This window comes from Amaricoccus sp., assembly GCF_017993425.1.
Taxonomy (GTDB): Bacteria; Pseudomonadota; Alphaproteobacteria; order Rhodobacterales; family Rhodobacteraceae; genus Amaricoccus.
In genome coordinates this window covers 2,171-25,398 of record NZ_JAGOMQ010000047.1, presented here as the reverse complement: position 1 = coordinate 25,398, position 23,228 = coordinate 2,171, and the positions used below count along the sequence as shown (strand labels likewise).

At 74.3% G+C, this 23,228-nt stretch carries 25 protein-coding genes and 1 riboswitch; of the genes, 12 read left to right on the top strand and 13 right to left on the bottom strand.

Annotated features, from left to right (window positions below):
• Positions 1-390: 390 nt before the first annotated feature.
• Positions 391-1,119 carry an HAD family hydrolase gene (locus KBB57_RS17335; protein WP_290752909.1) on the bottom strand — a complete coding sequence of 243 codons (729 nt, stop codon included), beginning with the start codon at positions 1,117-1,119 and terminating at the stop codon, positions 391-393.
• Positions 1,120-1,165: 46 nt separating this feature from the next.
• On the opposite strand from KBB57_RS17335, the gene KBB57_RS17330 reads away from it, so the two are divergent.
• The gene (locus KBB57_RS17330) at positions 1,166-1,609 is read left to right on the top strand and encodes a thioesterase family protein (RefSeq protein ID WP_290752906.1); all 444 of its coding nucleotides are present in this window, start codon (positions 1,166-1,168) and stop codon (positions 1,607-1,609) included.
• Between the two features lie 110 nt (positions 1,610-1,719).
• Here KBB57_RS17330 and KBB57_RS17325 read toward each other — a convergent pair whose 3' ends face one another.
• Positions 1,720-1,998 (bottom strand): DUF3572 domain-containing protein, encoded by a 279-nt coding sequence (locus tag KBB57_RS17325; protein ID WP_290752903.1) that lies wholly within the window; start codon positions 1,996-1,998, stop codon positions 1,720-1,722.
• Between the two features lie 122 nt (positions 1,999-2,120).
• On the opposite strand from KBB57_RS17325, the gene KBB57_RS17320 reads away from it, so the two are divergent.
• A complete protein-coding gene (locus tag KBB57_RS17320; RefSeq protein ID WP_290752900.1) occupies positions 2,121-3,506 on the top strand; it encodes a PleD family two-component system response regulator in 1,386 nt (461 codons plus the stop codon).
• A 135-nt stretch (positions 3,507-3,641) separates the two neighbouring features.
• Here the strand turns inward: KBB57_RS17320 and KBB57_RS17315 are convergent, their stop codons facing one another.
• The 4 genes from KBB57_RS17315 to KBB57_RS17300 all read right to left on the bottom strand — a co-directional run bounded on the left by KBB57_RS17315 (position 3,642) and on the right by KBB57_RS17300 (position 5,756).
• Positions 3,642-4,151, bottom strand: a complete 510-nt coding sequence (locus KBB57_RS17315; RefSeq protein ID WP_290752897.1) for a periplasmic heavy metal sensor — start codon at positions 4,149-4,151, stop codon at positions 3,642-3,644.
• Positions 4,152-4,153: 2 nt separating this feature from the next.
• Complete coding sequence (locus KBB57_RS17310; RefSeq protein WP_290752893.1) at positions 4,154-4,582, bottom strand: hypothetical protein; 429 nt, start codon at positions 4,580-4,582, stop codon at positions 4,154-4,156.
• Positions 4,569-5,147 (bottom strand): sigma-70 family RNA polymerase sigma factor, encoded by a 579-nt coding sequence (locus KBB57_RS17305; protein ID WP_290752889.1) that lies wholly within the window; start codon positions 5,145-5,147, stop codon positions 4,569-4,571. Before KBB57_RS17305 ends, KBB57_RS17310 begins: the two co-directional genes overlap by 14 nt.
• Positions 5,148-5,213: 66 nt before the next feature.
• Positions 5,214-5,756: a hypothetical protein gene (locus KBB57_RS17300; RefSeq protein ID WP_290752885.1), complete on the bottom strand. Its 543-nt coding sequence runs from the start codon at positions 5,754-5,756 to the stop codon at positions 5,214-5,216.
• Positions 5,757-5,915: 159 nt separating this feature from the next.
• On the opposite strand from KBB57_RS17300, the gene KBB57_RS17295 reads away from it, so the two are divergent.
• From KBB57_RS17295 to KBB57_RS17255, 9 genes are all read left to right on the top strand, one after another.
• Complete coding sequence (locus KBB57_RS17295) at positions 5,916-6,302, top strand: DUF983 domain-containing protein (RefSeq protein ID WP_290752882.1); 387 nt, start codon at positions 5,916-5,918, stop codon at positions 6,300-6,302.
• On the top strand, positions 6,295-6,999 hold the full coding sequence (locus KBB57_RS17290) for an NUDIX hydrolase (RefSeq protein ID WP_290752879.1): 705 nt from the start codon (positions 6,295-6,297) through the stop codon (positions 6,997-6,999). The genes KBB57_RS17295 and KBB57_RS17290 overlap by 8 nt, the downstream gene beginning before the upstream one ends.
• A gap of 165 nt (positions 7,000-7,164) precedes the next feature.
• Positions 7,165-8,274, top strand: coding sequence for a hypothetical protein (locus KBB57_RS17285; RefSeq protein WP_290752876.1), 1,110 nt, complete (start codon positions 7,165-7,167; stop codon positions 8,272-8,274).
• Between the two features lie 30 nt (positions 8,275-8,304).
• Positions 8,305-9,156 carry a 3-deoxy-8-phosphooctulonate synthase gene (gene kdsA, locus KBB57_RS17280; RefSeq protein WP_290752873.1) on the top strand — a complete coding sequence of 284 codons (852 nt, stop codon included), beginning with the start codon at positions 8,305-8,307 and terminating at the stop codon, positions 9,154-9,156.
• Positions 9,157-9,261: 105 nt separating this feature from the next.
• Positions 9,262-9,469: riboswitch (cobalamin riboswitch) on the top strand.
• A 149-nt stretch (positions 9,470-9,618) separates the two neighbouring features.
• Positions 9,619-11,490, top strand: a complete 1,872-nt coding sequence (locus tag KBB57_RS17275) for a TonB-dependent siderophore receptor (RefSeq protein ID WP_290752870.1) — start codon at positions 9,619-9,621, stop codon at positions 11,488-11,490.
• Positions 11,491-11,678: 188 nt separating this feature from the next.
• Positions 11,679-12,407, top strand: a complete 729-nt coding sequence (locus tag KBB57_RS17270) for an ABC transporter substrate-binding protein (RefSeq protein WP_290752867.1) — start codon at positions 11,679-11,681, stop codon at positions 12,405-12,407.
• A gap of 70 nt (positions 12,408-12,477) precedes the next feature.
• Positions 12,478-13,476 (top strand): iron ABC transporter permease, encoded by a 999-nt coding sequence (locus KBB57_RS17265; RefSeq protein ID WP_290752864.1) that lies wholly within the window; start codon positions 12,478-12,480, stop codon positions 13,474-13,476.
• The gene (locus KBB57_RS17260; protein ID WP_290752863.1) at positions 13,473-14,255 is read left to right on the top strand and encodes an ABC transporter ATP-binding protein; all 783 of its coding nucleotides are present in this window, start codon (positions 13,473-13,475) and stop codon (positions 14,253-14,255) included. Before KBB57_RS17265 ends, KBB57_RS17260 begins: the two co-directional genes overlap by 4 nt.
• Positions 14,256-14,429: 174 nt before the next feature.
• Positions 14,430-15,473: an aldo/keto reductase gene (locus tag KBB57_RS17255; protein WP_290752860.1), complete on the top strand. Its 1,044-nt coding sequence runs from the start codon at positions 14,430-14,432 to the stop codon at positions 15,471-15,473.
• Positions 15,474-15,482: 9 nt separating this feature from the next.
• Here KBB57_RS17255 and KBB57_RS17250 read toward each other — a convergent pair whose 3' ends face one another.
• The 7 genes from KBB57_RS17250 to metG form a co-directional block, all read right to left on the bottom strand.
• Positions 15,483-16,082 carry an outer membrane lipoprotein carrier protein LolA gene (locus tag KBB57_RS17250; RefSeq protein WP_290752856.1) on the bottom strand — a complete coding sequence of 200 codons (600 nt, stop codon included), beginning with the start codon at positions 16,080-16,082 and terminating at the stop codon, positions 15,483-15,485.
• Positions 16,083-16,435: 353 nt separating this feature from the next.
• Positions 16,436-17,350, bottom strand: a complete 915-nt coding sequence (locus tag KBB57_RS17245; protein WP_290752853.1) for an SRPBCC family protein — start codon at positions 17,348-17,350, stop codon at positions 16,436-16,438.
• Positions 17,351-17,396: 46 nt separating this feature from the next.
• Entirely contained in the window at positions 17,397-18,227 is an 831-nt protein-coding gene (locus tag KBB57_RS17240) for a phosphoenolpyruvate hydrolase family protein (RefSeq protein WP_290752851.1), read from the bottom strand.
• A complete protein-coding gene (locus KBB57_RS17235; RefSeq protein WP_290752849.1) occupies positions 18,224-19,420 on the bottom strand; it encodes a Tm-1-like ATP-binding domain-containing protein in 1,197 nt (398 codons plus the stop codon). Before KBB57_RS17235 ends, KBB57_RS17240 begins: the two co-directional genes overlap by 4 nt.
• Before the next feature lie 140 nt (positions 19,421-19,560).
• A complete protein-coding gene (locus KBB57_RS17230; protein ID WP_290752847.1) occupies positions 19,561-20,487 on the bottom strand; it encodes an SMP-30/gluconolactonase/LRE family protein in 927 nt (308 codons plus the stop codon).
• Positions 20,488-20,541: 54 nt separating this feature from the next.
• The gene (locus tag KBB57_RS17225; RefSeq protein ID WP_290752844.1) at positions 20,542-20,847 is read right to left on the bottom strand and encodes a hypothetical protein; all 306 of its coding nucleotides are present in this window, start codon (positions 20,845-20,847) and stop codon (positions 20,542-20,544) included.
• The gene (gene metG / locus KBB57_RS17220; RefSeq protein ID WP_290752842.1) at positions 20,847-22,562 is read right to left on the bottom strand and encodes a methionine--tRNA ligase; all 1,716 of its coding nucleotides are present in this window, start codon (positions 22,560-22,562) and stop codon (positions 20,847-20,849) included. Before metG ends, KBB57_RS17225 begins: the two co-directional genes overlap by 1 nt.
• A gap of 126 nt (positions 22,563-22,688) precedes the next feature.
• Here metG and KBB57_RS17215 point away from each other — a divergent pair, with 126 nt between their 5' ends.
• Positions 22,689-23,204 carry a DUF1993 family protein gene (locus tag KBB57_RS17215; RefSeq protein ID WP_290752839.1) on the top strand — a complete coding sequence of 172 codons (516 nt, stop codon included), beginning with the start codon at positions 22,689-22,691 and terminating at the stop codon, positions 23,202-23,204.
• Positions 23,205-23,228 lie beyond the last annotated feature (24 nt).

Here is a 23,228-nt window from a genome sequence, read left to right as displayed (position 1 = left end):
TCCGGCACCCCGCCCCGCGCCACCAGCGCCTCCGTGCCCCGGCTGATCCCCCCGAACAGCGCCGCGACCACCGCCTCCCCGACCGGCTCGGGCCCCTCCCGCAACTCCGCCTGCCCCGGCCCCGCCAGCCACAACGCCCGCGCCCCGCTCACAAGGGCGCCCCCCGGCCCCGGGCCACGACGCGGGCCCCCCCGTCCCGACCCGGACCCCGACCAAGGCGCCCCTTCGCCGAACGCCTCTCCCCGACCCGGCCCGCGCGTCCACCCTTCCGGGGCGCCGGGATCGCCAGCCTGACCCTCGGCAGAAGCCCCGCGTCCGCCCCGGCCGCCCAGCCGACGCCGCCCTGTAAGGCAGGTCCCCGCCACCGCCGGCGGCCGACCCGACCCCCGGTCACCCGTCGAGCCCCAGCCAGGCCGGCAGCGCCGCCACCCCCGGCAGCACCACGTCCGCGAGCGGCGCAAGGTCCGCCGCCGTCGCCGGCCCGGTCAGCACCCCCACCGTCGCCATCCCCGCGGCGCGCCCGCTCGCGAGGTCGTGCGCGCTGTCGCCCACCATCGCGCAAGCCGCAGACGGCAAACCCGTAGCCCGGCAGAACGCCTCCAGCATCCCCGGCTCCGGCTTGCCGCCATGCCCGCTGTCATAGCCCGCCACGAAGGCGAAGCGGTCGAGCACCCCCGCCCGCGCCAGATGCGCCCGCGCCGGCGCCTCCGCGTCGTTGGTGGCGAGCCCGAGCGTCATCCCCGCCCCGCGCAGCCGGTCGAGCAGCGCGGCCAGCGGCGCCGCCTCCACCTGCGGCGCGGCCGCCGTCGTCTCCAGCACCCGCCGCCGCAGCCCCGCCTCCTCGATCCCCGGCAGCGCGTTCAGCGCCGCGGCGATCACCACCTCCATCGTCCCGGCGATCACCGGGCTCGCCGGATGGAACCGCCCCGCCGCCCGGTCGAACCCGAGCGCCGCCGCCAGCGCCGCGGCATGGATCTCGTCCGTCCCCGCGAGCTCGCGGATGAACCCCGCGCACCAATACCCCCACGTCGCCTGAAAATCGAAGAGCGTCCCGTCCTTGTCGAAGACGATCCCCCGGATCCCCACGCCGCGCACCGCGCGGCTACCCGAGGCTTGCACGGCGGCCCCCGCCGGCTAGGCTCGCACGTCCCCGACGGAGAAGCCGATGCGCCCCGCCCCGCCCGACCGCGCTGATTTCCCGCATTTCGAGACCTTTCCGACCCGTTGGCGCGACGACGACGTCTACGGCCACATGAACAACGCCGTCTACTACGAGTACGCCGACAGCGTGGTGAACCGCTGGCTGATCGCCTCCCGGGCGCTCGACATCCCCCGCGGCCCGGTGATCTGCCTCGTCGTCGAGACCGGCTGCACCTTCTTCGGCAGCCTCGGCTTCCCCGAGCCCGTCGAGGCCGGCCTCCGCCTCGACCACCTCGGCGGCTCCTCGATCGCCTACGGCGTCGGCCTCTTCGCCCCCGGCGCCCCGACGGCGGCGGCGCGCATCCGCTTCGTCCACGTCGCCGTCGACGCCGCCACCCGCCGCCCCGTCCCGGTCCCCCCGACCCTCCGCGCCGCCCTCGCAGCCCTGCACATCCCGCCCGCCGGATAGGCGCCCGCCCGTCCCGGTTCCCCGGAGCGACGCGACACCCCCCGCATCTACGCCGGCGCGCGGCCGCCCCGCAGCGCCGCCCGGTCCCGGCGCACCACCCTCGCTACCCCTCAAGTCCAGTCCGGCGCGTAGCCCCCCGGCAGCGCAGCGCGCGCCCGGGCGACGCGCTCCGGCGGCACGCCGGCCGCGAGGGCGAAGTCGAGGACCGCGGCCTCCGACGCGAGAACGTGATCGAGCACGAAGCCCAGGAACTCCGGGTCCGCCGCCCGCGCCCGCACCTCCGCCGGGCCGGCCCCGCTCGCGGCGAGGAAGGCCTCCAGCGCCTCCGGTCGGCCGGCGAGCCAGATCAGCGCCTCCTGCGCCAGCGCCGCCGCCTGCCCCTCCGTCACCGCCCCGCGCCTCCACCGCCACGCCCCGGGCAGGGGCCGTTACACCATTCGTTAATCTGTTTCCTCCTAAGGTCCAGCCTCATGACGGGGCGGGATCGCGCGCCCCGAGGGGAGGTCGCGGGATGTCGGGTCGGGTTCTTGTGGTCGACGACGTCGCGACGAACCGCCTGCTGCTCCGGGCCAAGCTCTCCTCCGCCTACTACGACGTCTCGGTCGCCGAGAACGGCCACCAGGCGCTGGAGATCGCACGGCGCGAGCAGCCGGACATGATCATGCTCGACGTGATGATGCCCGACCTCGACGGCTTCGACGTCTGCGCCCGGCTGAAGGCGGCCGAGGAGACGGCCCATATCCCCGTCGTCATGGTCACCGCGCTCGACACGCCCGAGGAGCGCATCCGCGGCCTCGAGGCCGGCGCCGACGACTTCCTGTCGAAACCCTTCAACGACCTCGCCCTCTTCGCCCGCGTGCGCAACCTCATGCGCATGAAGATGATGTTCGACGAGCTCCGCCTGCGCGACATGACCTCGCGCGAGCTCGGCCTGACCGACTTCATCTCCGAGCAGGAGATGGAGCTCGACGTCGGCGGCTCGATCCTGCTCGCGCCGCCCTGCCTCACCGAGGGCTCCTCCTGGGCCGTCGAGCTCGAGTCCCGGCTCAACCTCTCGACCATCGTCACCTATTCCGAGCGCGAGGCGCTGAACCTCGCCCGGCTCGAGCAGCCGGACTGCTTCGTCGTCCACCGCCGGCTGATGGAGGGCGGCGACGGGCTGCGCCTCGTCTCGGCGCTGCGCGCCCGCCCGGAGACGCGCCAGTCCGCCGTCATCCTCGTCGTCGACACCGGCGACGTCGCCAACGCCGCCAAGGGCCTCGACCTCGGCGCCTCCGACTACATCGAGGCCCCCTTCGACGCGAACGAGCTGATCGTGCGCGTGCGCTCGCAACTCCGCCGTAAGCGCTATTCCGACCGGCTGCGCACCAACGTCCGCAACGGCCTGAAGATGGCGGTGATCGACCCGCTGACCGGCATCTACAACCGGCGCTACGCCACCCAGCACCTGCACCGGGTGATGGAGCGCGCCCGCGAGACCGACGGGGTCTTCGCGGTGATGATGATGGACCTCGACAAGTTCAAGTCGATCAACGACCGCTTCGGCCACGACGCCGGCGACGCGGTGCTGAAGGAATTCTCGCGCCGGCTGCAGGAGAACATCCGCGGCGTCGACCTCGTCGCGCGCTTCGGCGGCGAGGAGTTCTTCGTCGCCATGCCCGACATCGACCACGCCGCCGCCGCGGCCGCCGCCGAGCGCATCCGCCGCGCCGTCGAGGGCGCGCCCTTCGTGGTGCCGGGCGCCGACCCGATCCAGGTGACGGTCTCGATCGGCGTCGCCATCGCCGGCCCCGCGGACCGCGAGGCCGAGGCGATCATCAAGCGCGCCGACAGCGCGCTCTACGAGGCCAAGGACAAGGGCCGCAACCGCGTCACCTTCTTCGCCGCCGCAGCCTGAGACCGGCGCGATAACGGGCGCGAGCCTGTTGATAACTTCACGTCCGCGAAAATAATCCGAATAAATCAATATTATAACGAGCGTCACAAGTTGTGGCGCCGGTCCGTCCCCGAGCGGCGGAGCCCGCGGCCCCAGCTAGCGCCGCGGCCCCCTGCCCTCTCCGCCGGGGCCGCGGGCGGGCGGCGGCTCCAGCAGCCGCCGCGCATATTCCGCCCGCGCCGCCGCGTCCATCTTCCCGATCTGCTCGAGCAGCAGCCCGGTTCCGCGGCGGCCAAGCGAGGCCATCATGTCCATCCCGTCGTCGAGGACCGCCGCGACCGCCGCCGGGTCGTAGGGGTCCGCGGTCAGCGCGCCGGCGAGGTCCTCGCGCAGGCCGCGCAGCCGCTGCCGAGGCGCGTCCCACTCCCCCCGGCTCGCCCGCAGCGACCGGCCGAGCTCGCCCCGGAACGGCTCCGGCAGCGCGGCGCCATAGAAGCGCAGCCCCGGCTCGGGCCCGCCGTCGGGCGGCCCCGGCGGACCCTTGACCGCCAGCCCGGCCATCAGCCCGATGAAGGCGCAGTTGAGGCCGAGCGAGGCGACGAGAAGGATCCGCGTCCACCCCCATCGCCTGCGCCCCGGCGGGGTCGGCGTCGCGTCCGTCGTCATCGTCATCCCTCCGCCTGGGCGAGGTCGTAGAACCCGTCGACCCCGCCCGTCGCATCGCCGGCGTCCCCCGACCCGCTCGCGGCCGCCGCCGCCGTGGTCGTCGTGTCCGACGGCCACAGCACCGGATCGACCAGCCCCGATCCCGCGCCCAGCGCGCCCGCGAACATGCCCACCGCGAAGCACCCGGCGAGCGCCAGCGCCGCCGCCCGCCCGCCCGCGGCCCGTCCCCGCACGCGCCCGACCGCCCGCGGCCCCGGCCGCAGCCCCGCCCGCGCCGGCGGCCGTCGCGCCGCCTCGGCGTCGGCGAGGATCGCCGCCATCAGCCGCGGCGGCAGCTCCGCCCTGCCCGCCCGGCCCGCATCGAAGAATTCGGCGAGCGCGCCCTCCTCCTGCCGGAGCGCCGCCCGCGGATCGTCGTCAGACATCGCCATCGTCCAGCTCCAGTTCCTCCCGCCGCGGCGCCAGCCGCGCCGTCAGCGCGCGCCGCCCCCGGGCGAGCAGGCTCTCCACCGCCTCGACGCTCACGCCGAGCGCCTCCGCGATCTCCGGGTTGCCGCGCTCCTCGATGTGGCGCAGCACGATCGCCGTCCGCTGCCGCTCCGGCAGCTCCGCCAGCGCCGCGTCGAGCGCCGCCGCCCGGTCCGCCCGGGCGAGCGCCGCCGTCGCCGCCGGCCGGCCGTCGGGGGCGTCGTCGGGAAGCGCGCCCGTCGGCCGCCGCCGGCGGAGCCGGTCGAGGCAGAGGTTGCTCGCGACCCGGTAGAGCCACGTGCCCGCCCCCGCCTCGCCCGGCCGCCACGCCGCCGCGCCGCGCCACAGCCGCAGCATCGCCTCCTGCGTCACGTCCTCGGCCTCCGCCGCGTCGCCGAGCATCCGCCGCGCCCGCGCCAGCAGCCGCGGCGCATGCCGCTCCACGAGCATGCGCGCCGCGACGGCGTCCCCGAGCGCATAGCGCCGGATCAGCTCGTCGTCCGACAGGGGCTCCGACTCCGCGGCCATGCTGGTCCGTTCGGCTCGGAGCGATCCTGGGGGCGGCGGAGGCAAGGCGCAAGCCGCGCGGTCGCGTCAGGGCAGCGCCGGCGCGTCCGGCCGCGGCCCGCCGTGGCGGCCCTGCCGGTCGTGCGGCGGCCTCGGCGCAGCCTCGGCGGCCGAGATCGCGTCGTCGCGCGACAGGTCGAGCCGGACGAAGAGCATGTTCACCTGCTCCTCCGCCAGCGCCGCCACCTCGACCCGCCCCGCCGCGGTCGCCCCGCCCATCGCGAGGACCCGGTCCGCCGCCGCCTCGGCCGGATCGACCGAGAACACCGCCAGCCCGCCGCCCCGCGTCGGGAACGCCGCCACCAGCTCCGCGCGGTCGAGCGCGCCGTCGCCGTCGAGGTCGAGCACCGTCAGCCGCTCCACCGCCCGCGCCCGCAGCTCCTCGCGGCTCAGCGAGCCGTCGCCGTTCGCGTCGATCGCCGCGAAGTCGATCTCCCGGCCCGGCCCGCCGGGTCCGCCCCACGGGCCGCGGGCGCCCTCGGGCCCCTGCGGCGGATGCGCCGCCACCGCGGCGGCCATTGCGATCAGCGCCGCCGTTGCGGCGGCGGCCAGGCGAGGCGCTCTCGCCATCCGGGGTGCCTTCATCGTCGTGTCTCCTTGCTTCCTCCGACGCCGGCTGTCCGACGCCTCTGAGGGGTTCAACGCCGCTGCGGCGGCTTTCCGTCGCGCTCTGGGATTCCCCGCGGAGGGGGACTAGACTGCGCGCGAACGACGAGGAGCGCCCCGACCATGGCCGACGACGACCGCGACCTGCGCGCAGCCCTGCTGCGCGGCGCCACGCTGCGCTGCCCCGCCTGCGGCGAAGGCCAGATGATGGACGGCTTCCTCACGGTCCGCGACGCCTGCCCGGTCTGCGGGACCGAGCTTCACCACCACCGCGCCGACGACGGGCCGGCCTGGGCGACCATCCTCGTCACCGGCCACATCCTCGCGCCGCTGATGCTCGCGGTCTACATCGCCTGGCGACCGGAGCCCTGGGCGATGGCGCTCGGCTTCTCGACCGTCTTCGTCGCGCTGTCGCTCTGGATGCTGCCGCGCCTGAAGGGCATGTTCGTGGCGCTGCAATGGGCCAAGCGCATGCACGGCTTCGGCGGGGACGCGGCGCGGCGTGCCTGAGGCCGGCGCCTCTCCGCCCGGCCCCGCGATCCGCGACGCCGCCACCATCGTCCTGGTGCGCCGCGACGGCGCCGGGCCGCGGGTGCTGATGGGCCAGCGCGGCGCGACGGCGGCGTTCATGCCCGACCTCTTCGTCTTCCCCGGCGGCGCCGTCGAGCCCGGCGACCTCACGCTGGCGGCGGCGCCCGGCGCGCCATGGCTCGACGACGCCGACCGCCTCGCGCGCGAAGCCGACCCCGCGGTCGCCCGCGCCCTGCCCTATGCGGCGATCCGCGAGCTCCGGGAGGAGACCGGCCTCCTCCTCGGCCGCCCCGATCCCGCGGTCGCGGAGCTCGCCCCGGCCGCGCCGGAGAACTGGCGGGGCTTCCTCGCGACGGGCCTCGCGCCCCGGCCGGAGGCGCTGCGCTTCTTCTTCCGCGCCGTGACGCCCCCCGGCCGCCCCCGCCGCTTCGACGCGCGCTTCTTCCTCGCCGAGGCCGGCGATCTCGGCTCCGACCCGGATGCGTTCGAGCATGTCGACCACGAGCTGCGCCACCTGCGCTGGGTCGACCTCGCCGCCGCCCGCGCCCTGCCGCTGCCCTTCATCACCACGGTGGTCCTCGCCGAGGTCGAGGCGCTGGTCGAGGCCGGCGCCGCCGGCGCGGCGGTCCCGTTCTTCCTGCACGATTCCCGCGGGTCGCACGTCCGCATGCTCTGAGCCCGGATGCTCTGAGCCCGGGCGGCATCTATAATCTGGTATATGACACGCCGGTCTGTCAGACTGACGGGGTTAACCCGTTTGTCTCGCCCACGCCCCACGCAGGCGAGCCCGTGATATCTCCCGCCGGCGGGAACCGCGGGCGGCCTTGTGGAGTGCAGAGTCGTGAGGATCGTTCTTCATATCGGCCTGAGCAAGACCGGCACCACCGCCGTGCAGACGGCGTTCTTCGATGCGCGGAACGCGTTGCTCGAGCGGCGGGTGCTCTATCCGGACGGCGGTCGGGGCCGGGAGAACCATCGCTACCTCTGCCCGCTCTTCGTCGGGGCGGCGGATCTGCCGCGGCGCCTGGAGATCCAGTACCGCGCGGACCGGCCGGCGGCGCGGAGGGACGCCGAGGCGATGTGGGCGGACATCCGGCGGCAGGCCGAGGAGACGGACCCGGCGCTCCTGGCGCTGAGCAGCGAGTATTTCTTCAACAACCCGACGAAGAGCGACTACGCGGCCTTCCGGCGCCGGCTCGAGGAGCTGTCGCAGGACATCACCGTGGTCATGTACGTCCGGGAGCCGGCGAGCTGGTTCGCGGCGCGGGTGCAGCAGGGCGCCAAGCAGGGGCGGTCGATCCGCTCGATCGACGGCGGCAAGCTGGAGCGGGAGCTGCCGCTGGTCGAGCAGGGCTTCGGCCGGAGGGTCGACGTGCGGCTCTTCGAGCGGGCGGCGCTGGTCGGCGAGGACGTCGTGCAGGACTTCATCGCACACTATGTCGCGCCGGTCGTCGGGCCGGTGACGCTGAGCGCGTCGCAGGCGAACGAGTCGGTCTCGGCGGAAGCGACCTCGCTCATGCTCGACGCCGATCACGGGCCGGGCGTGGCGGCGGCGCGCGAGGCGATGGGGCCCGCCGCGTTCCGCAAGGCGGTGCGGAAAGCCGATGCGGAGGCGCCGGGGCGGAACGCGGCGCGGCTGCGGCCGGAGATCGCCCGCGACGTCCGGCGCGCCTCGACGGACGCGCTGTGGCTGCGGGACCGCTACGGGGTGACGTTCCCGGGGGTCGATTACGGGCTGATCGACGGCGCCGTCCCGGACTACGACACCGCGCAGATGCGGGCGGCGGACCTTTTCACCATGGACCCGGACCGGCTCTCGGCTATGAAGGCCATGGTCGCGTCGTCCGGAGCGCGGCGGCCCTCGGGGGCGGCGGGCCTGCGTCGCCGGGTCAGGAGCCTGCTCGGGGGGGCGCGGCAGAGTTCCGGGGCGGCGCCGGGCCGGCGGGACTGAGCCGGGCGGAGCGCAGGGGAGGAAGCGGACTTGGCTGAAGGCGTGCGGGCGCGGACCGTGGAGGTCGGGGGGCTCAGCCTCGCCAACGACCGGCCGTTCACGCTGATCGCGGGGCCCTGCCAGCTGGAGGGGCGGGACCATGCGTTCGCCATCGCCGAGGCGCTGGCGGCGGCCTGTGCGGCGGAAGGGGTCGGGCTGATCTTCAAGGCCTCCTACGACAAGGCGAACCGGACCTCGATCGGCGCGACGCGGGGGCTCGGGATGGAGGAGGGACTGCGCATCCTGCAGGACTTGCGGGCGGCCATCGGGTGCCCGACGCTGACGGACGTCCACCTGCCGGAGCATTGCGCGGCGGCGGCGGCGGCGGTGGACGTGCTGCAGATCCCGGCCTTCCTGAGCCGGCAGACCGACCTCCTGCTCGCCGCGGGCGCGACGGGGGCGGCGATCAACGTCAAGAAGGGGCAGTTCCTCGCGCCCTGGGACATGCCCAACGTCGCGGCGAAGATCGCCTCGACCGGCAACGAGCGCATCCTGCTCTGCGAGCGTGGGGTCTCGTTCGGCTACAACACGCTGGTCGCCGACATGCGCTCGCTGCCGATCATGGCGCGGACCGGCTATCCGGTGGTGATGGACGCCACCCATTCGGTGCAGCAGCCGGGGGGCCAGGGCGGCTCGTCGGGCGGGCAGCGGGAGTTCGCGCCGGTGATGGCGCGGGCGGCGGTGGCGCTGGGGGTGGCGGCGGTGTTCATCGAGACGCATCCCGACCCCGACAACGCTCCCTCGGACGGCCCGAACATGATCCAGCTCGAGCGGATGCCGGCGCTGATCGCCGACCTCGCCGCCTTCGACCGGCTGGCCAAGGCGCGCCCGCTGGCCGTCTGACCCCCGCTTCCCGCCAAAGCGTCGCACTGTGCGACGCCAGCTACACCTCCGCGGGCGGGGCGTCCCGCGCCGCGCTCGTCGCTTGACATCGCGCAGGCGCGCGCCGAAAGGTCGGGGCGCCAGGGTTCCCGGCCTCACGGCCGGGATGAAAAGGGAACGCGGTGCGGGGATGCCTCCCCTACTCCGCGGCTGCCCCCGCAACTGTAGGCGGCGAGCCTGCGTCCGGAATGCCACTGGGGCCAAGACCCCGGGAAGGCGGACGCAAGGCCCGGACCCGCGAGTCAGGAGACCTGCCCAGGCGTCACCCATCCGACCCGCGCGGGGCGCGCGGGAGGTGCGGTCGTCCCGCAGCGGTGAGCACATCGCTGTCCGACGCGACGGGCGCAAGCCCCAGCCGACGACGCTCGTCAACCCGGCCGGGGCGCTACGCGCGCATCCCGGCCATGGCACAGGAGGCGTCTCATGCGTCCCTTCATCCTCGCCGTGGCGCTGCCCGGCGTGGCCCTCCCCCTCGCCGTCGCGGCCCAGACCGCGCCGTCCGATCTCGTGCTGAACCCGATCACCATCACGGCGAACCGCACGCCGACGGAGGTGTCGCGCTCGGGCTCCTCGGTCTCGATCCTCGACGAGGCGCAGATGTCGTCGGACGGCCGGCCCTTCGTGCTCCAGCAGATCCGCGACCTGCCCGGCGTCACCGTCGGCCAGAACGGCCCGGCGGGGTCGACGTCGAGCTTCTCGGTGCGCGGCGCGACCCCGCAATACGTCAAGGTCGAGGTCGACGGGATCGAGATCTCGGACCCGTCGGGCACGCAGGTCGCGCCGTCGCTCTCGGGCCTGCTCGTCGACGACGCGAGCCGGGTCGAGGTGCTGAAGGGCAGCCAGTCGGCGCTCTATGGCGGGCAGGCGGTCGGCGGCGTGATCTCGGTCACCTCGCCCCGCCCGACGGAGCCCGGCTTCCAGAACAGCCTGCTGCTCGAGGGCGGCAGCTACTCGACCTTCCGCGGCGCCTACACGCTGACCGGGATGACCGACAAGGCCGAGTTCGCGCTGACCGGCGCGCGGCTGCAATCCGACGGCTTCTCGGCGGCGGAGGAGCTCGACGGCAACGACGAGGACGACGACTACCGCACCACGCGGCTGTCGGGATCGGGGCGGTTCCACCTGACCGGGCAGGCGGACCTCTTCGCCGCGGGCTTCTGGCAGCGGCAGGACGGCAACTTCGACAACGGCGCCGGGGCGGGGCAGGACGCCGACAACCCCTACGAGACCGACACCTGGGGCCTGCGCGGCGGGGCGGACTTCACCACCGACGCCGGGCTGACCAACACGCTGGCGCTCACCTACTACGACGTCGACCGCGACACGACGCAGTTCGGCACGCAGTCGACCTTCAAGGGCCACCGGACCAAGGCCGAGTATCTCGGCGGCTGGGACGTCTCGGAGACGGTCGGGCTGCAATACGGCGCGGACTGGACGCGGGAGGAGTCGGAGTCGACCTGGGACGCCTCGGCGGAGAACTGGATCGCCGGGGCCTGGCTGCAAGGGACGTGGACGCCCGCGGAGGCGCTGGTCTTCAACGCGGCGTTCCGGGCGGACGATCATTCCGAGTTCGGCTACTACCCGACGGCGCGCGCGACCTTCGCCTGGCTGGCGACGCCGGAGACGACGATCCACGGCGCGCTCGCCAACGGCTTCCGGGCGCCGTCGAACTACGAGCTGTTCTCGCTCTACGGCAACCCGAACCTGCAGCCGGAGGAGAGCGTCAGCGCCGACATCGGCGTCAGCCGCCGCTTCGCCGACCGGGGCGAGGTCGGCGCGACGCTGTTCTGGCTGGAGATCGAGGACCTGATCGAGTTCGAGAGCCTGAGCGCCGCTCCCTGGGGCCGCTACGTGCAGACGAACGGCACGACGCGGAGCCGCGGCCTCGAGCTTTCGGGGCAATGGGCGTTCAACGAGCTCTTCGCGCTGCGCGGGGCCTATACTTGGACCGACACGGAGACGCCGGACGGGACGCCGATCAACCGGGCGCCGAAGCACGACCTGTCGCTGACCGCCACGGGGGCGTACAAGCGCCTGAGCTACGACCTCGGGGCCAACTTCATCTGGGACTACGTCGATGACAGCGCCATCGACTTCCTGAGCGGGGACGTGATCCAGTCCGAGGGCTGGACGCGGGACTTCGTGGTGGTCAACGCGCGGGTCGCCTATGCGGTCACGGAGGCGGCGGAGATCTACGTGCGGGCGGAGAACCTCTTCGACGAGCAGTACCAGACTGCCCGCGGCTACGGCACGTCGGACCGCGCCTTCTACGCCGGCGTGACGGCCCGGTTCTGAGAACCGCGCGCGAGCCAAGGGGTGAACGACTGACTAACGGACCTGAAATCATCAGCAAATCCAAATGGTTGACCCCGCTAACACGCGTGATAGCGGGCCCGCGCCGGGCGAACGGCGCGGGCCGGCTCGGCGTCGCCCTCGCTTTGGCGCTGGCGGCGGCTCCGGCCGCCGCGGCGCCGGCGCGGGTCGTGTCGACGAACCTTTGCACCGACCAGCTCGCCCTCCTGCTCGCCGCGCCCGGCCAGCTCGTCTCGGTGAGCGCGGTGTCGCACGATCCTGTCGCCTCGGCGATGGCGGCCGAGGCGGCGGCGTATCCGGTCAACCACGGGCGGGCGGAGGAGGTGTTCCTGCTCGCGCCCGACCTCGTGGTGGCGGGCGAGAGCGACCCGCCGGCGACGCTCGCCATGCTGCGCCGCCTCGGCCTGCGGGTCGAGGTCTTCCCGATCGAGGCGGATTTCGACGACGTGCGCGCCAACGTCCGGCGCATGGGGGCGCTGATCGGGCAGGAGGCGCGGGCGGAGGCGCTGGTGGACGGGCTCGACGCCGCGCTGGCCGCGCCGCCGGCGGGGCCGCGGCCGCGGGCGGCGATCCTCTACGCCAACGCCTGGACCTCGGGCGCCGGCACGCTCGCCGACGAGATCCTGCGCGCCGCCGGCCTCGACAACGTCGCCGCCGACCGCGGCATCGTCGGGATGGGGGCGCTGCCGCTCGAGGTTCTGGCGGCGGAGGCCCCGGACCTGCTGGTTCTGGGTCAGGACTACGGCACGCCGGCGCTGGCGCAGGAGACGCTGGCGCATCCCGTGGTCGGCGCGCTCGGGGCGACGCGGGCCGCGGTGGCGGACAACCTCTGGGTCTGCGGCACGCCGATGCTGGCGCGGGCGGTGGCGGCGCTCCGCGCGGCGAGGCCTGCGCCGTGAACCGGGCGCATGGAGGGCTGGCGCCCGGTGGGGTTCGGGTCGCGGCGCTGCGTGCGGCGAGGCCGGCCCCGTGAGCACGGCCCGCCCGGCGCTGGTGCTCGGCGGGCTCGCCGCGCTGGTCGGGGCGCTGTTCCTGGCCTCGCTGCTGGTCGGGCCGGCGCGGCTGCCGCCGGGGGAGAGCCTTGCGGCGCTGGTGCGCGGGACGCCGGCGGGCGAGGCGCTGATCCTGCGCGAGCTGCGGCTGCCGCGGGCGGCGCTGGGGCTGCTGATCGGCGCGGGGCTCGGGCTGTCGGGGGCGGCGTTGCAGGGGTATCTGCGCAACCCGCTGGCCGAGCCGGGGCTGATCGGGGTGTCGGGCTCGGCGGCGCTCGGGGCGGTGATCGCGCTCTATACCGGCCTCTCCGCCGCCTTCCCGCTGGCGCTGCCGCTGCTGGCGCTCGGCTTCGGGCTCGCGGCGGCGCTCCTCGTGCAGGGGCTCGCCGGCGCGGGGGCGTCCTCGATCACGCTGATCCTCGCCGGGCTCGCGGTCTCGTCCTTCGCCTCGGCGCTGACGGCGCTGGCGCTCAACCTCGCCCCCAATCCCTTCGCGGCGGCGGAGATCGTCCACTGGCTGCTCGGCTCGCTGGTCGACCGCTCGCTGCCGCAGCTCTGGCTGGCGGGGCCGTTCCTCGTCGGGGGGATGGCGCTGCTGCTCGGCCTCGGACGCAGCCTCGACGCGCTGACGCTCGGCGAGGATGCGGCCTCCTCGCTCGGCGTCTCGCTCGGGCGGGCGCGGCTGGCGCTGGTGTTCGGCGTGGCGCTGGCGACCGGGGCGGGCGTGGCGGTGGCCGGCGCGATCGGCTTCGTCGGGCTGGTGGCGCCGCACCTGCTGCGGCCGCTGGTCGGGGGGCGGCCGTCGACGCTGCTGCCGGCCTCGGCGCTGGGGGGGGCGGCGCTGCTCCTCGCGGCGGACGTGGCGGTGCGGCTGATCGCGCCGGAGCGGGACCTGAAGCTCGGGGTGGTGACGGCGCTGGTCGGCGCGCCGCTCTTCCTGCGGCTGGTCTGGCGCAGCCGGAGGACGCTGGCGTGAGCCTCCTGTCGCTCGAGGGGGTGACGGCGGCGCGCGGCGGACGGCGGGTGCTCGACGGGGTGAGCCTCGCGGTGGCGCCGGGCGAGGTGGTCGGGCTCCTCGGCCCGAACGGGGCGGGGAAGTCGACGCTGATGCGGGTCGCCGCCGGGCTCGCCCCCGCCACGGGGGCGGTGCGCCTCGGCGACGCGGCGCTCGCCGGGCTCGACGCGCGGGCGCGCGCGCTCCGGGTCGCCTACCTGCCGCAGGAGCGCGAGGTGGCCTGGCCGGTCACGGTTGCGACGCTGGTCGGGCTGGGGCGCCTGCCGCACCGGGCAGGGGCGGCGGCGGACCAGGCGGCGGTGGCGCGCGCCATCGCGGCGATGGATCTCGGCGGCTTCGAGCAGCGGCCGGCGACGGAGCTTTCCGGGGGCGAGCGGGCGCGGGCGCTGATCGCGCGGGCGCTGGCGCAGGAGGCGCCGCTGCTTCTCGCCGACGAGCCGGCGGCGGGGCTCGACCCGGCGCACCAGATCGGGCTGATGGCGCGGCTCGCGGATCTGGCGCGCGAGGGGCGCGGCGTCCTCGTGGCGCTGCACGACCTCGGGCTGGCGGCGCGCTGGTGCGACCGCGTCGCGCTCCTCCATCGCGGGCGCATCGTCGCGGTCGGGCCGCCGGGGGCGGTGCTGACGGCGGAACGGCTCGCCGAGGTCTACGGCATCCTCGCCCATCTGGACCGCGACGCCGCCGGGCCTATCCTCCTTCCTGTCGGCCTAGCCCCACCGCCCCCGCGAGGGGGCGCTTAGCCAGCCGACAGCGGGCGCGGCCCGGCCGAGTGGGGTTGGCCTCGCCGCGCCCGGGGGCCGCGTCGTCCGGAGCGGACGACGCGGCCTTTATCGGGGCGACCCTGACCGGGGCGGCCTTGATCGGGGGCGCAGGCTCGTGCATGGCACGGTCCGATCCCGACGAGAGGACCCGGAATGCAGACCAACCGCCTCGGCCGGAGCGACATCCGCGTCAGCCGCCTCTGCCTCGGCACGATGACCTGGGGCAGCCAGAACGACGCCGCGGAGGCGCATGCCCAGATCGACCTCGCGCTCGACCACGGCGTGAACCTCATCGACACCGCCGAGATGTATCCGACGACGCCCCTCCTGACCGAGACCACGGGCGGGACGGAGAGCATCCTCGGCGACTGGATCGCCCGGACCGGGCGGCGCGGCGACATCGTGCTCGCCACCAAGATCGCCGGCGAGGGGAGCCGCATGGCCGGCCGCGACGGCGCGCCGGTCACGCCGGCGACGCTGCGCAGCGCGCTCGAGGGCAGCCTGAGGCGGCTGCGCACCGACCACGTCGACCTCTACCAGCTGCACTGGCCCAACCGCGGCAGCTACCATTTCCGCAAATCCTGGACCTACGCGCCGCACCTCCAGCCCCGGGGCGAGACGGAGCGCATCGCCGAGGTTCTCGAGACCCTTGGCGACCTCGTGGCCGAGGGCAAGATCCGCGCCGTCGGCCTCTCCAACGAGACGGCCTGGGGGACGGCGCAGTTCCTCGGCCTCGCCGCAGCCCGCGGCCTGCCGCGGGTGGCGTCGATCCAGAACGAGTACTCGATCCTGCACCGCATCTTCGACCTCGACCTCGCCGAGCTCTGCCACCACGAGGAGGTGGGCCTCCTCGCCTACTCGCCGCTCGCCGCCGGCATCCTGACCGGCAAGTATCTCGGCGGCGCCGTGCCGCCGGGCTCGCGCGCCGCGGTCGTGCCGGGCCTCGGCGGGCGGCTGACCGAGCACGCCGAGGCGCCGGTCGCGGCCTACGTGGCGCTCGCCCGCGCACACGGGCTCGACCCGGCGCAGATGGCGCTCGCCTGGGCGGCGGAGCGGCCGTTCATGGCCTCGGTGATCCTCGGCGCGACCTCGCTCGACCAGCTGCGCAGCGACCTCGCGGCGGAGGAGCTGAAGCTCGACGACGAGGTGCGCGCCGGGATCGCCGCCATCCACCGCCGCTGGCCGATCCCGCTCTGAGGAGCCGCCTCAGCGCGCCTTGATCTCGGCGAGCTCGATGTTGAAGAGGCTGCGGTCGAGCGCCACGCCGGTCTTGAGCCCGGTCAGCTCCACCGCGGTGCGCTGGCCGCCCTTGGTCGTCACCACCCAGCGGCGGAGCGCCGGCGGGCTCTCGGCGAAGGTGAGCGCCAGCCGGCCCTCGTCGGGCATCCGCGGGTCGACGACGGTCAGCGTGGCCTCGCCGCCCTCGCGGGTCGCGCCGCGGACCATGCCGGGCTCGCTCAGGCCGAGATCGCTGCGCAGGAGCAGCGACAGCGGCGTCCGACCCAGCGGATAGCGCGACGAGACCCGGGTCGACTTCGGGTCGAAGACCGCGACGTTCGTCCCGTCGGCGATCACCATCGCCCCCTTCGGCGCGTCGTACTCGAACCGCATCCGCCCGGGGCGTGACAGGTAGAACCGCCCGGTCTGAACCGAGCCGTTCGGGTTGGTCTGGCGGAACCCGCCCTCGGCGGTGCGCAGGCCCCGCAGGTAGGCGTCGATCGCCGAGGCGTCGACGGACTGGGCGGCGGCGAGCCGGGGCGCGAGCGCGGCGGCGGCGAGGGCGGCGAGAAGCGTGCGGCGGTCCATGGCGCCCTGCTTAGCCCGCCCCGCGCCCCGGCGCACCTCCCCCGCCGCTCACGGTTGCGACAGGCCCCTGCCGGAGGGCCCGTTCCCCGGAGCCGCCGTCGCGTCGATGCCAGAAAGGGGGCGCGGCGGCCGGGTCGTCAAGGATGAAACCGGCGCTGGCGCCGGCGCCGCAGGCGCCCTTGACGACCCGGCCGCCGTGACCCCAGGCATCGTCGACGCGACGGCGGCTGCGGCGAACAGGCCCGGGGGCTTCGTTCCCTGGTGGGTCCGGAGCCCCTTCCCGGCGCCCGCGCGCCGCGGGCCGAGGGGGGCTCGACGCCCCCCTCGGCCCGGCCCCCGCGGCACGCCGGGGATCAGGCGCCCCGCCCGAGCTGCGCGGCCAGCGTGTCGAAGGCCTTCTGGAACACCCCGTCCTGCACCGCCGGGATCAGCGCGAGGTCGTCCTGCGGCGAGGCTGTCCAGTCGGCGGTCCAGAGCCCCAGCGTGCGGTCGCCGTCGCTGACCGGGTAGAGCCGCGCGCCGGCGTGGTAGTTGAGCCAGGGCATCTCCGATTTCAGGATGCGGTAGCGGAAGGCGCGGTCCTCGTCGGAGAGGAAGGTCAGCTCCTCGTGCAGGAGGCCGGTCCCGAACAGGAACTCCCGCACCCCGCCGAGACGGTCGGGGCGGGCGCCGTCGAGCATGCGCATCCGGGTGATGTCCTCGTGCCAGCCGTCCATGCCGGCGAAGTCGCGCATCCGCTCCCAGACCACCCCCACCGGCGCGTCGATCACGCTGGTGGTGAATACCTTGGCCGGGCGCAGGCCCTTCCAGCGCTGCGCGCCCTCCGGCGCGGCCCGGCCGGCGACGAGCGCCTTCAGCGCGGCGAGGCCGCCGCCGAACACGTCGCGGGAGATGATCTCGACGTACTTGCCCTCGTCGCCCGGGGCCTCGTCGAAATACGAGAACCACTGCGCGAAGGTGCGGTCGCCGGCGGTGACCGGGATCAGCTCGATCTTGGCGCGGTAGTTCGCCACCGGGAAGGCCGGGGTCTCGAAGTTGTAGACGAGCCGGTAGCGGCAGTCGTCGAGCGCCAGCAGGCGCTCGCGGACCAGCGTCTCGCCGATGCGGAAGGCGCGGACGCAGCCGACCGCGTCGGCCGGCAGCCCCTCCTCGATCTCGCTCGACGGGATCGCCGGCAGGAAGGCCGGCAGGCCGTTGAAGTCGCGGACCACCTCCCAGACCGCCTCGACCGGCGCGTCGATCACCGTGCTCGCATAGGCCTTCGCCATCCGTCCCTTCCTCCCTCGGCCGCGTTCCCCGGGGCCGTGCGTTCCGCTAGAACTCCAGCGCCTTGAAGCGGCGCGTCTGCTCGGTCAGCGCCGTCTCGGTCGGCAGCCGCTCCATCGAGCTCGCGCCGTAGAAGCCATGGCAGAGCCGGGCGTTCTTGAGCACATAGCCCGCGTCCTCGGGCGAGGAGATCGGCCCGCCGTGGCAGAGGACGAGCACGTCCCTGCGGACGGAAAGCGCCGCCTCGGCCCATTCGTCGACGCGGGCGACGCTGTCCGCAAGCGTCGTCGCCGTCCCGGCGCCGATGGCCCCGCCCGTGGTCAGGCCCATGTGGCAGACGACGATGTCGGCCCCTGCCCCGGCCATGGCGCGGGCCTCCTCGGCCGAGAAGACGTAGGGCGTGGTCAGCAGGTCCTTGGCGTGCGCCTGCGCGATCATGTCGACCTCGAGGCCGTAGCCCATGCCGGTCTCCTCGAGGTTGCGGCGGAACGTCCCGTCGAAGAGCCCGACGGTGGGGAAGTTCTGCACCCCGGCGAAGCCCAGCGCCTTCAGGCGGTTCAGGTGGTCGTCCATCACCACGAAGGGATCGGTGCCGTTGACGCCGGCGAGCACCGGCGTGCGCTTCACCACCGGCAGCACCTCGCGCGCCATGTCGAGGACGATGTCGTTGGCGTTGCCGTAGGCGAGCATCCCGGCGAGCGAGCCGCGGCCGGCCATGCGGTAGCGCCCGGAATTGTAGATGACGATGAGGTCGATGCCGCCCGCCTCCTCGCATTTCGCCGAGAGGCCGGTGCCGGCCCCGCCGCCGATGATCGGGATGCGCGCGGCGGCCATGTCGCGGAAGCGCGCCATCAGGGCGGCGCGGTCGGGGCGTGTCATGCGGCGATCTCGCGATAGTGGCGCGCCAGCTCGGCGGCGAAGGCGGCGTCATTGATGTGGAGGTCGAGCTCGACCAGCCGGCGGCGGCCGGTCTGGCGCAAGGTCGCGCGGAGGGCGTCGAAGAGCGCCGCGTCGGCCTCGGGGTCGTGGAAGGGCGCGCCCGGCGCGTCGATCGCCGAGACGCCGCGGAGCGGCAGCAGCATCCGCACCTCGCCGTCGCAGGCGTTGAGCCGCTCCGCGATCCAGGCGCCGATGGCGGCGTTCTCGGTGGGCGTGGTGCGCATCAGCGTCACCTGGGGGTTGTGGACGTAGAAGGTCCGGCCCTCGAAGCGCGCCGGCACGCTGTCGCGGGCGCCGAAGTTCACCATGTCGCAGGCGCCGACCGAGCCGACCCAGGGGAGCCCGGTCCGCGCCACGGCGCCGAAGCGGTCGGCGTCGCAGGCGAGCACGCCGCCGCCGAGGAAGTCGGCGACCTCGGTGGTGGTCACGTCGATCATGCCGGCGACGAGGCCCGATTCGGCGAGCTTCTCCATCGACCGCCCGCCAGCCCCGGTGGCGTGGAACACGTAGACCTCGTGATCGGCCTCCAGCGCCGCCCGCACCGCCGTGACGCAGGCTGTGGTGACGCCGAACATGGTCATGCCGACGCCCGGCTTGTCCGCCGCCTCCACGGGCGGCGTCCAGAGCGCCATCCCCGCCGCGGCATGCGCGGCGTTGCCGATCACGCGGCGGCTGATCGCATTCAGCCCGGCCACGTCGGTCACCGCATACATCATCGCGATGTCGCTCGCGCCCACGTAAGGGGCGACGTCGCCGGAGGCGACCGTCGAGACCATCAGTTTCGGGACGCCCACCGGCAGCGCCCGCATCGCCTGCGTGACCAGCGCGGTGTTCCCCGACCCGCCGAGCCCCAGCACCGCGCCCACGTCCCCGCGCTCGCCCAGCCACAGCGCCAGCGCCTCGGCCATCGCCGCCACCGCCGCACCCCGGTCGTCGCCGCCGAGCACGGCCGCCGCGCCGCGCGGATGCCGCGCCGCAACCTCGCTCGCGCCGACGTCCGCCCCCGGCCCCGGGCCTTTCGTGCCCACGTCCACCAGCACCGCCCCGGCGCCCGCCGCGCGGATGAGCCCGCAGGCATAGGCGAGCTCGGCGCCCTTGGTGTCGCAGGTCCCGATGACGTAGACCCGGCCCATCAGGGCCGCCTCCCGGCGCCGGAGGCCGCGTCAAGGAAGATGACCGCTAGGTTAACGCGCATCCGTTTCTCTATATATTCCAGCATCTTGATCCCGATTTCACGTGCGCAACCCGCCCCGCGGCGGGGCGCGCGCGGGCCTCAGACCGGGCTCACGCCCTGCGCCGTCAGGAAGCAGGAATAGAGCGAGGTGGTGCCGCAGATCAGCAGGCGGTTGAGCTTCGGCCCGCCGAAGCAGACGTTGGCGACGAGCTCGGGGATCAGGATCTTGCCGATCAGCTCGCCCTCGGGCGTGTAGCAGTGGACGCCGTCGCCGGCGGAGGTCCAGATGCGCCCCGCCGTGTCGCAGCGGAACCCGTCGAAGAGCCCGGCCTCGCACTCGGCGAAGACCGCGCCGCCGGTCAGCCGGTCGCCGGCCACGTCGAAGACGCGGATGTGGCGCGGCCCGTCCGCATCGTGCGAGCCGCCGGTGTCGGCGATGTAGAGCTTGCCCTCGTCGGGCGAGAAGGCGAGGCCGTTCGGCTTGACGAAGTCGTCGGCGACGACGCTCAGCGCCCCGCTCCGGCCGTCGATGCGGTAGACGTGGCAGGCCCCGATCTCGCTGTCGCCGCGGTCGCCCTCGTAGTCGGAGAGGATGCCGTAGGAGGGATCGGTGAACCAGATCGAGCCGTCGGACTTCACCACCGCATCGTTCGGCGAGTTGAGGCGCCTGCCGTCGTGGCGGTCGGCGAGCACGGTGACGCGGCCGTCGAGCTCGGTGCGGGTGACGCGGCGGCCGCGGTGCTCGCAGGTGACGAGGCGGCCCTGGCGGTCGACAGTGTTGCCGTTCGAGTTCATCGCGGGCGCGCGGAAGACGGAGACCGAGCCGTCGGTCTCGTCCCAGCGCAGCATCCGGTCGTTGGGAATGTCCGACCAGACCAGGTAGCGCCCCGCGGCGAACCAGGCCGGCCCCTCGCACCAGCGCGCCCCGGTCCACAGCCGCTCGACGCGGCCGTGCCCGGTCAGCAGCCGCGCGAAGCGCGGGTCGCGCTCCTCGAATCCGGTGCCCTCGATCCAGCCGTGATACATCGCTTCCCCCCGGATGTCGTTTTGGCGGAGGAAAGCGCGCCGGCGGGCCGGCGGTCAAGGCCGGTGGGCGAGGACGTCGAGGAATTCCGGCGCGGTCCGCTCGGCGAAGAAGGCGAGGAGCGCGCCGCCATGCCCGGCGAATCCCGGGTCGGCGAAGGTCGCCTCGAAGTCCGCCTTGTTGCGCCAGACGCTCTGCGCCGTCAGATGGCGCCCGTCGGACTCCAGAGTCACGGTGAAGCTGCGCAGGCCGGGCCGGGCGGCGAGGAAGTCGCACCAGCGGGCGAGCGCCGCGTCGAAGGCCGGGCGGTCGCCGTGGAGCGCCGAGGCGACCAGCGGATGGCGGATGCGGGCCGCGAACATCAGGCGGCCCCGGCGAAGCGGGCCTCGAGCCCGGCGCGGGTCGCGTCGTCGAGCTTCGCGAAGAGGACGGGCGGCACCTCGAAGGGCTGGCCGGCGGGCAGCCGGCCGAGGGCGGCGGCCGGGTCCTCGGGCCAGGGCGCGGCGTCGAGGCCGAGCGCCTTGCGCATCGCCGCCGCCGCGTCGGGGATGAACGGCTCCGAGAGCGCGGCGTAGAGCGCGATCAGGTCGAAGGCGAAGCGGATGATCGTCGCGGCGCGCTCCGGGTCGGTCTTGACCGCCGTCCACGGGGCGGCGGATTGCAGGTACTCGTTGCCGGTCACCCAGAGCTGGCGCAGCTCCTGCGCGGCGCGGCGAAGCTGGATGGCGTCCATCGCCGCCTGATAGGCCACGATGCCGTTGGCGACGCTCTCGGCGGCCTCGACCTCCAGCGATCCCCACTCGCCCCCCTCCGGCACGGTGCTCCCGAAGCGGGCGGCGGCGAACTTGGTGACGCGGGAGACGAAGTTGCCCAGCACGTCGGCAAGGTCCTTGTTCACCCCGGCCTGGAAGCTCTCCCAGGTGAAGTTGGCGTCGCCGCTCTCCGGCACGTTGGAGAGCAGCCACCAGCGCCAGTAGTCGGAGGGCAGGATGGCGAGGGCCTGGTCCATGAAGACCCCGCGCCCCTGCGAGGTGGAGAACTTCCCGCCGTCGTAGTTGAGATAGTTGAAGCTCTTGATGTAGTCGACGAGCTTCCAGGGCTCGCCCGAGCCGAGGATCGTCGCCGGGAACGACAGCGTGTGGAAGGGCACGTTGTCCTTGCCCATGAACTGGACGTAGCGGACGTCGGCGGCGCCCTCGTCCTCGCGCCACCAGCGCCGCCAGGCGCTCTCGGGCAGGCCGTTCGCGTGCGCCCATTCGGCGGTGGCGGCGATGTACTCGATCGGCGCGTCGAACCAGACGTAGAAGACCTTGCCCTCCATCCCCGGCCAGGGCTCGGTTCCGCGCCGCACCGGCACGCCCCAGTCGAGGTCGCGGGTGATGCCGCGGTCCTGCAGGCCCTCGCCGTCGTCGAGCCACTTGAGCGCGATCGAGGTGGAGAGGACGGGCCAGTCGGTCTTGGAGACGATCCAGTCGCGGAGCTCCCCCTTCAGCGCCGACTGGCGCAGGTAGAGGTGCTTGGTCTCGCGCACCTCGAGGTCGGTCGAGCCGGAGATCGCCGAGCGCGGCTCGATCAGGTCGGTCGGGTCGAGCTGCTTGGTGCAGTTCTCGCACTGGTCGCCGCGGGCGCGCGGGTAGCCGCAGTTCGGGCAGGTCCCCTCGATGTAGCGGTCGGGCAGGAAGCGGCCGTCGGCGGGGGAATAGACCTGCCGCTCCATCACCTCGGCGATCAGGCCGGCGTCGGCCAGCCGCCCGGCGAAATGCTGGGTCAGCGCGCGGTTCTCCGGCGAGGAGGAGCGGCCGAAATGGTCGAAGCTGAGGCGGAAGCCGTCGGCGAGCGCCTTCTGCTCGCCCCAGAGCCGGGCGCAGTAGTCGGCGACCGGCTCGCCGGCCTTGGCGGCGGCGAGTTCTGCCGGGGTGCCGTGCTCGTCGGTGGCGCAGATGAACATCACCTCGTGGCCGCGCGCGCGCAGGTAGCGGGCATGGACGTCGGCGGGCAGCTGGCTGCCGACGAGGTTGCCGAGGTGCTTGATCCCGTTGATGTAGGGGAGCGCCGAGGTGATGAGCGTGCGGGGCATCGGAGGTCCTTCGCGAGCGGCCCCCGCCGGGATAGGCGATTTGCCCCCGCCCCGCCAGTGGGCCTTGCCGGGCGGCGGGCCCGGGCGCCATGCTCGCCGCCGCAGACGCAGGCGGGGAGGACGGAAATGGCGATCTCGCTCTACGACATCACGGTCCCGGTGTTCCGGCGCGGGCTCGACCGGCTCGAGCACGTGCTCGGCCGCGGGCGGGTCTGGGCCGAGGCGGAGGGGATCGACCCGCAGGCGCTGCTCGCCGAGCGGCTCGCGCCCGACATGCTGAGCCTGACCGGCCAGGTGCAGCGGGCGAGCGACACCGCGAAGCTCGCGGTCGTCCGGCTCGGCGAGGTCGAGAACGTGCCCTTCGCCGACGACGAGGCGAGCCTCGCCGAGGTGATCGCCCGCATCGAGCGGACGCGGGCCTTCCTCGCCGCCGTGCCGCGCACCGCGCTCGACGGCCGCGAGGACACGGTGATCTCGCCCTCGATCGGCCGGCGGCAGGTGACGCTGCCGGCGCGCGACTACGCGCTCGGCTTCGCGCTGCCGAACTTCTTCTTCCACGTCACCACGGCCTACGCGATCCTGCGGGCCCGCGGCGTGCCGCTCGGCAAGCCCGACTTCATCGGACCGCTGGGCGAGACCTGACGTCCCCCGGCAGGGCCCGTTCCC

Excerpts from the sequence above, each read along its gene's own strand:
- KBB57_RS17315 (WP_290752897.1), bottom strand. The coding sequence starts at position 4,151 with ATGACGACGGACGCGACGCCGACCCCGCCGGGGCGCAGGCGATGGGGG.
- KBB57_RS17275 (WP_290752870.1), top strand. The coding sequence starts at position 9,619 with ATGCGTCCCTTCATCCTCGCCGTGGCGCTGCCCGGCGTGGCCCTCCCC.
- KBB57_RS17240 (WP_290752851.1), bottom strand. The coding sequence starts at position 18,227 with ATGACACGCCCCGACCGCGCCGCCCTGATGGCGCGCTTCCGCGACATG.
- KBB57_RS17225 (WP_290752844.1), bottom strand. The coding sequence starts at position 20,847 with ATGTTCGCGGCCCGCATCCGCCATCCGCTGGTCGCCTCGGCGCTCCAC.
- KBB57_RS17235 (WP_290752849.1), bottom strand. The coding sequence starts at position 19,420 with ATGGGCCGGGTCTACGTCATCGGGACCTGCGACACCAAGGGCGCCGAG.
- KBB57_RS17255 (WP_290752860.1), top strand. The coding sequence starts at position 14,430 with ATGCAGACCAACCGCCTCGGCCGGAGCGACATCCGCGTCAGCCGCCTC.
- KBB57_RS17250 (WP_290752856.1), bottom strand. The coding sequence starts at position 16,082 with ATGGACCGCCGCACGCTTCTCGCCGCCCTCGCCGCCGCCGCGCTCGCG.
- KBB57_RS17320 (WP_290752900.1), top strand. The coding sequence starts at position 2,121 with ATGTCGGGTCGGGTTCTTGTGGTCGACGACGTCGCGACGAACCGCCTG.
- KBB57_RS17230 (WP_290752847.1), bottom strand. The coding sequence starts at position 20,487 with ATGTATCACGGCTGGATCGAGGGCACCGGATTCGAGGAGCGCGACCCG.
- metG (WP_290752842.1), bottom strand. The coding sequence starts at position 22,562 with ATGCCCCGCACGCTCATCACCTCGGCGCTCCCCTACATCAACGGGATC.
- KBB57_RS17310 (WP_290752893.1), bottom strand. The coding sequence starts at position 4,582 with ATGGCGATGTCTGACGACGATCCGCGGGCGGCGCTCCGGCAGGAGGAG.
- KBB57_RS17215 (WP_290752839.1), top strand. The coding sequence starts at position 22,689 with ATGGCGATCTCGCTCTACGACATCACGGTCCCGGTGTTCCGGCGCGGG.
- KBB57_RS17295 (WP_290752882.1), top strand. The coding sequence starts at position 5,916 with ATGGCCGACGACGACCGCGACCTGCGCGCAGCCCTGCTGCGCGGCGCC.
- KBB57_RS17300 (WP_290752885.1), bottom strand. The coding sequence starts at position 5,756 with ATGGCGAGAGCGCCTCGCCTGGCCGCCGCCGCAACGGCGGCGCTGATC.
- KBB57_RS17305 (WP_290752889.1), bottom strand. The coding sequence starts at position 5,147 with ATGGCCGCGGAGTCGGAGCCCCTGTCGGACGACGAGCTGATCCGGCGC.
- KBB57_RS17245 (WP_290752853.1), bottom strand. The coding sequence starts at position 17,350 with ATGGCGAAGGCCTATGCGAGCACGGTGATCGACGCGCCGGTCGAGGCG.
- KBB57_RS17330 (WP_290752906.1), top strand. The coding sequence starts at position 1,166 with ATGCGCCCCGCCCCGCCCGACCGCGCTGATTTCCCGCATTTCGAGACC.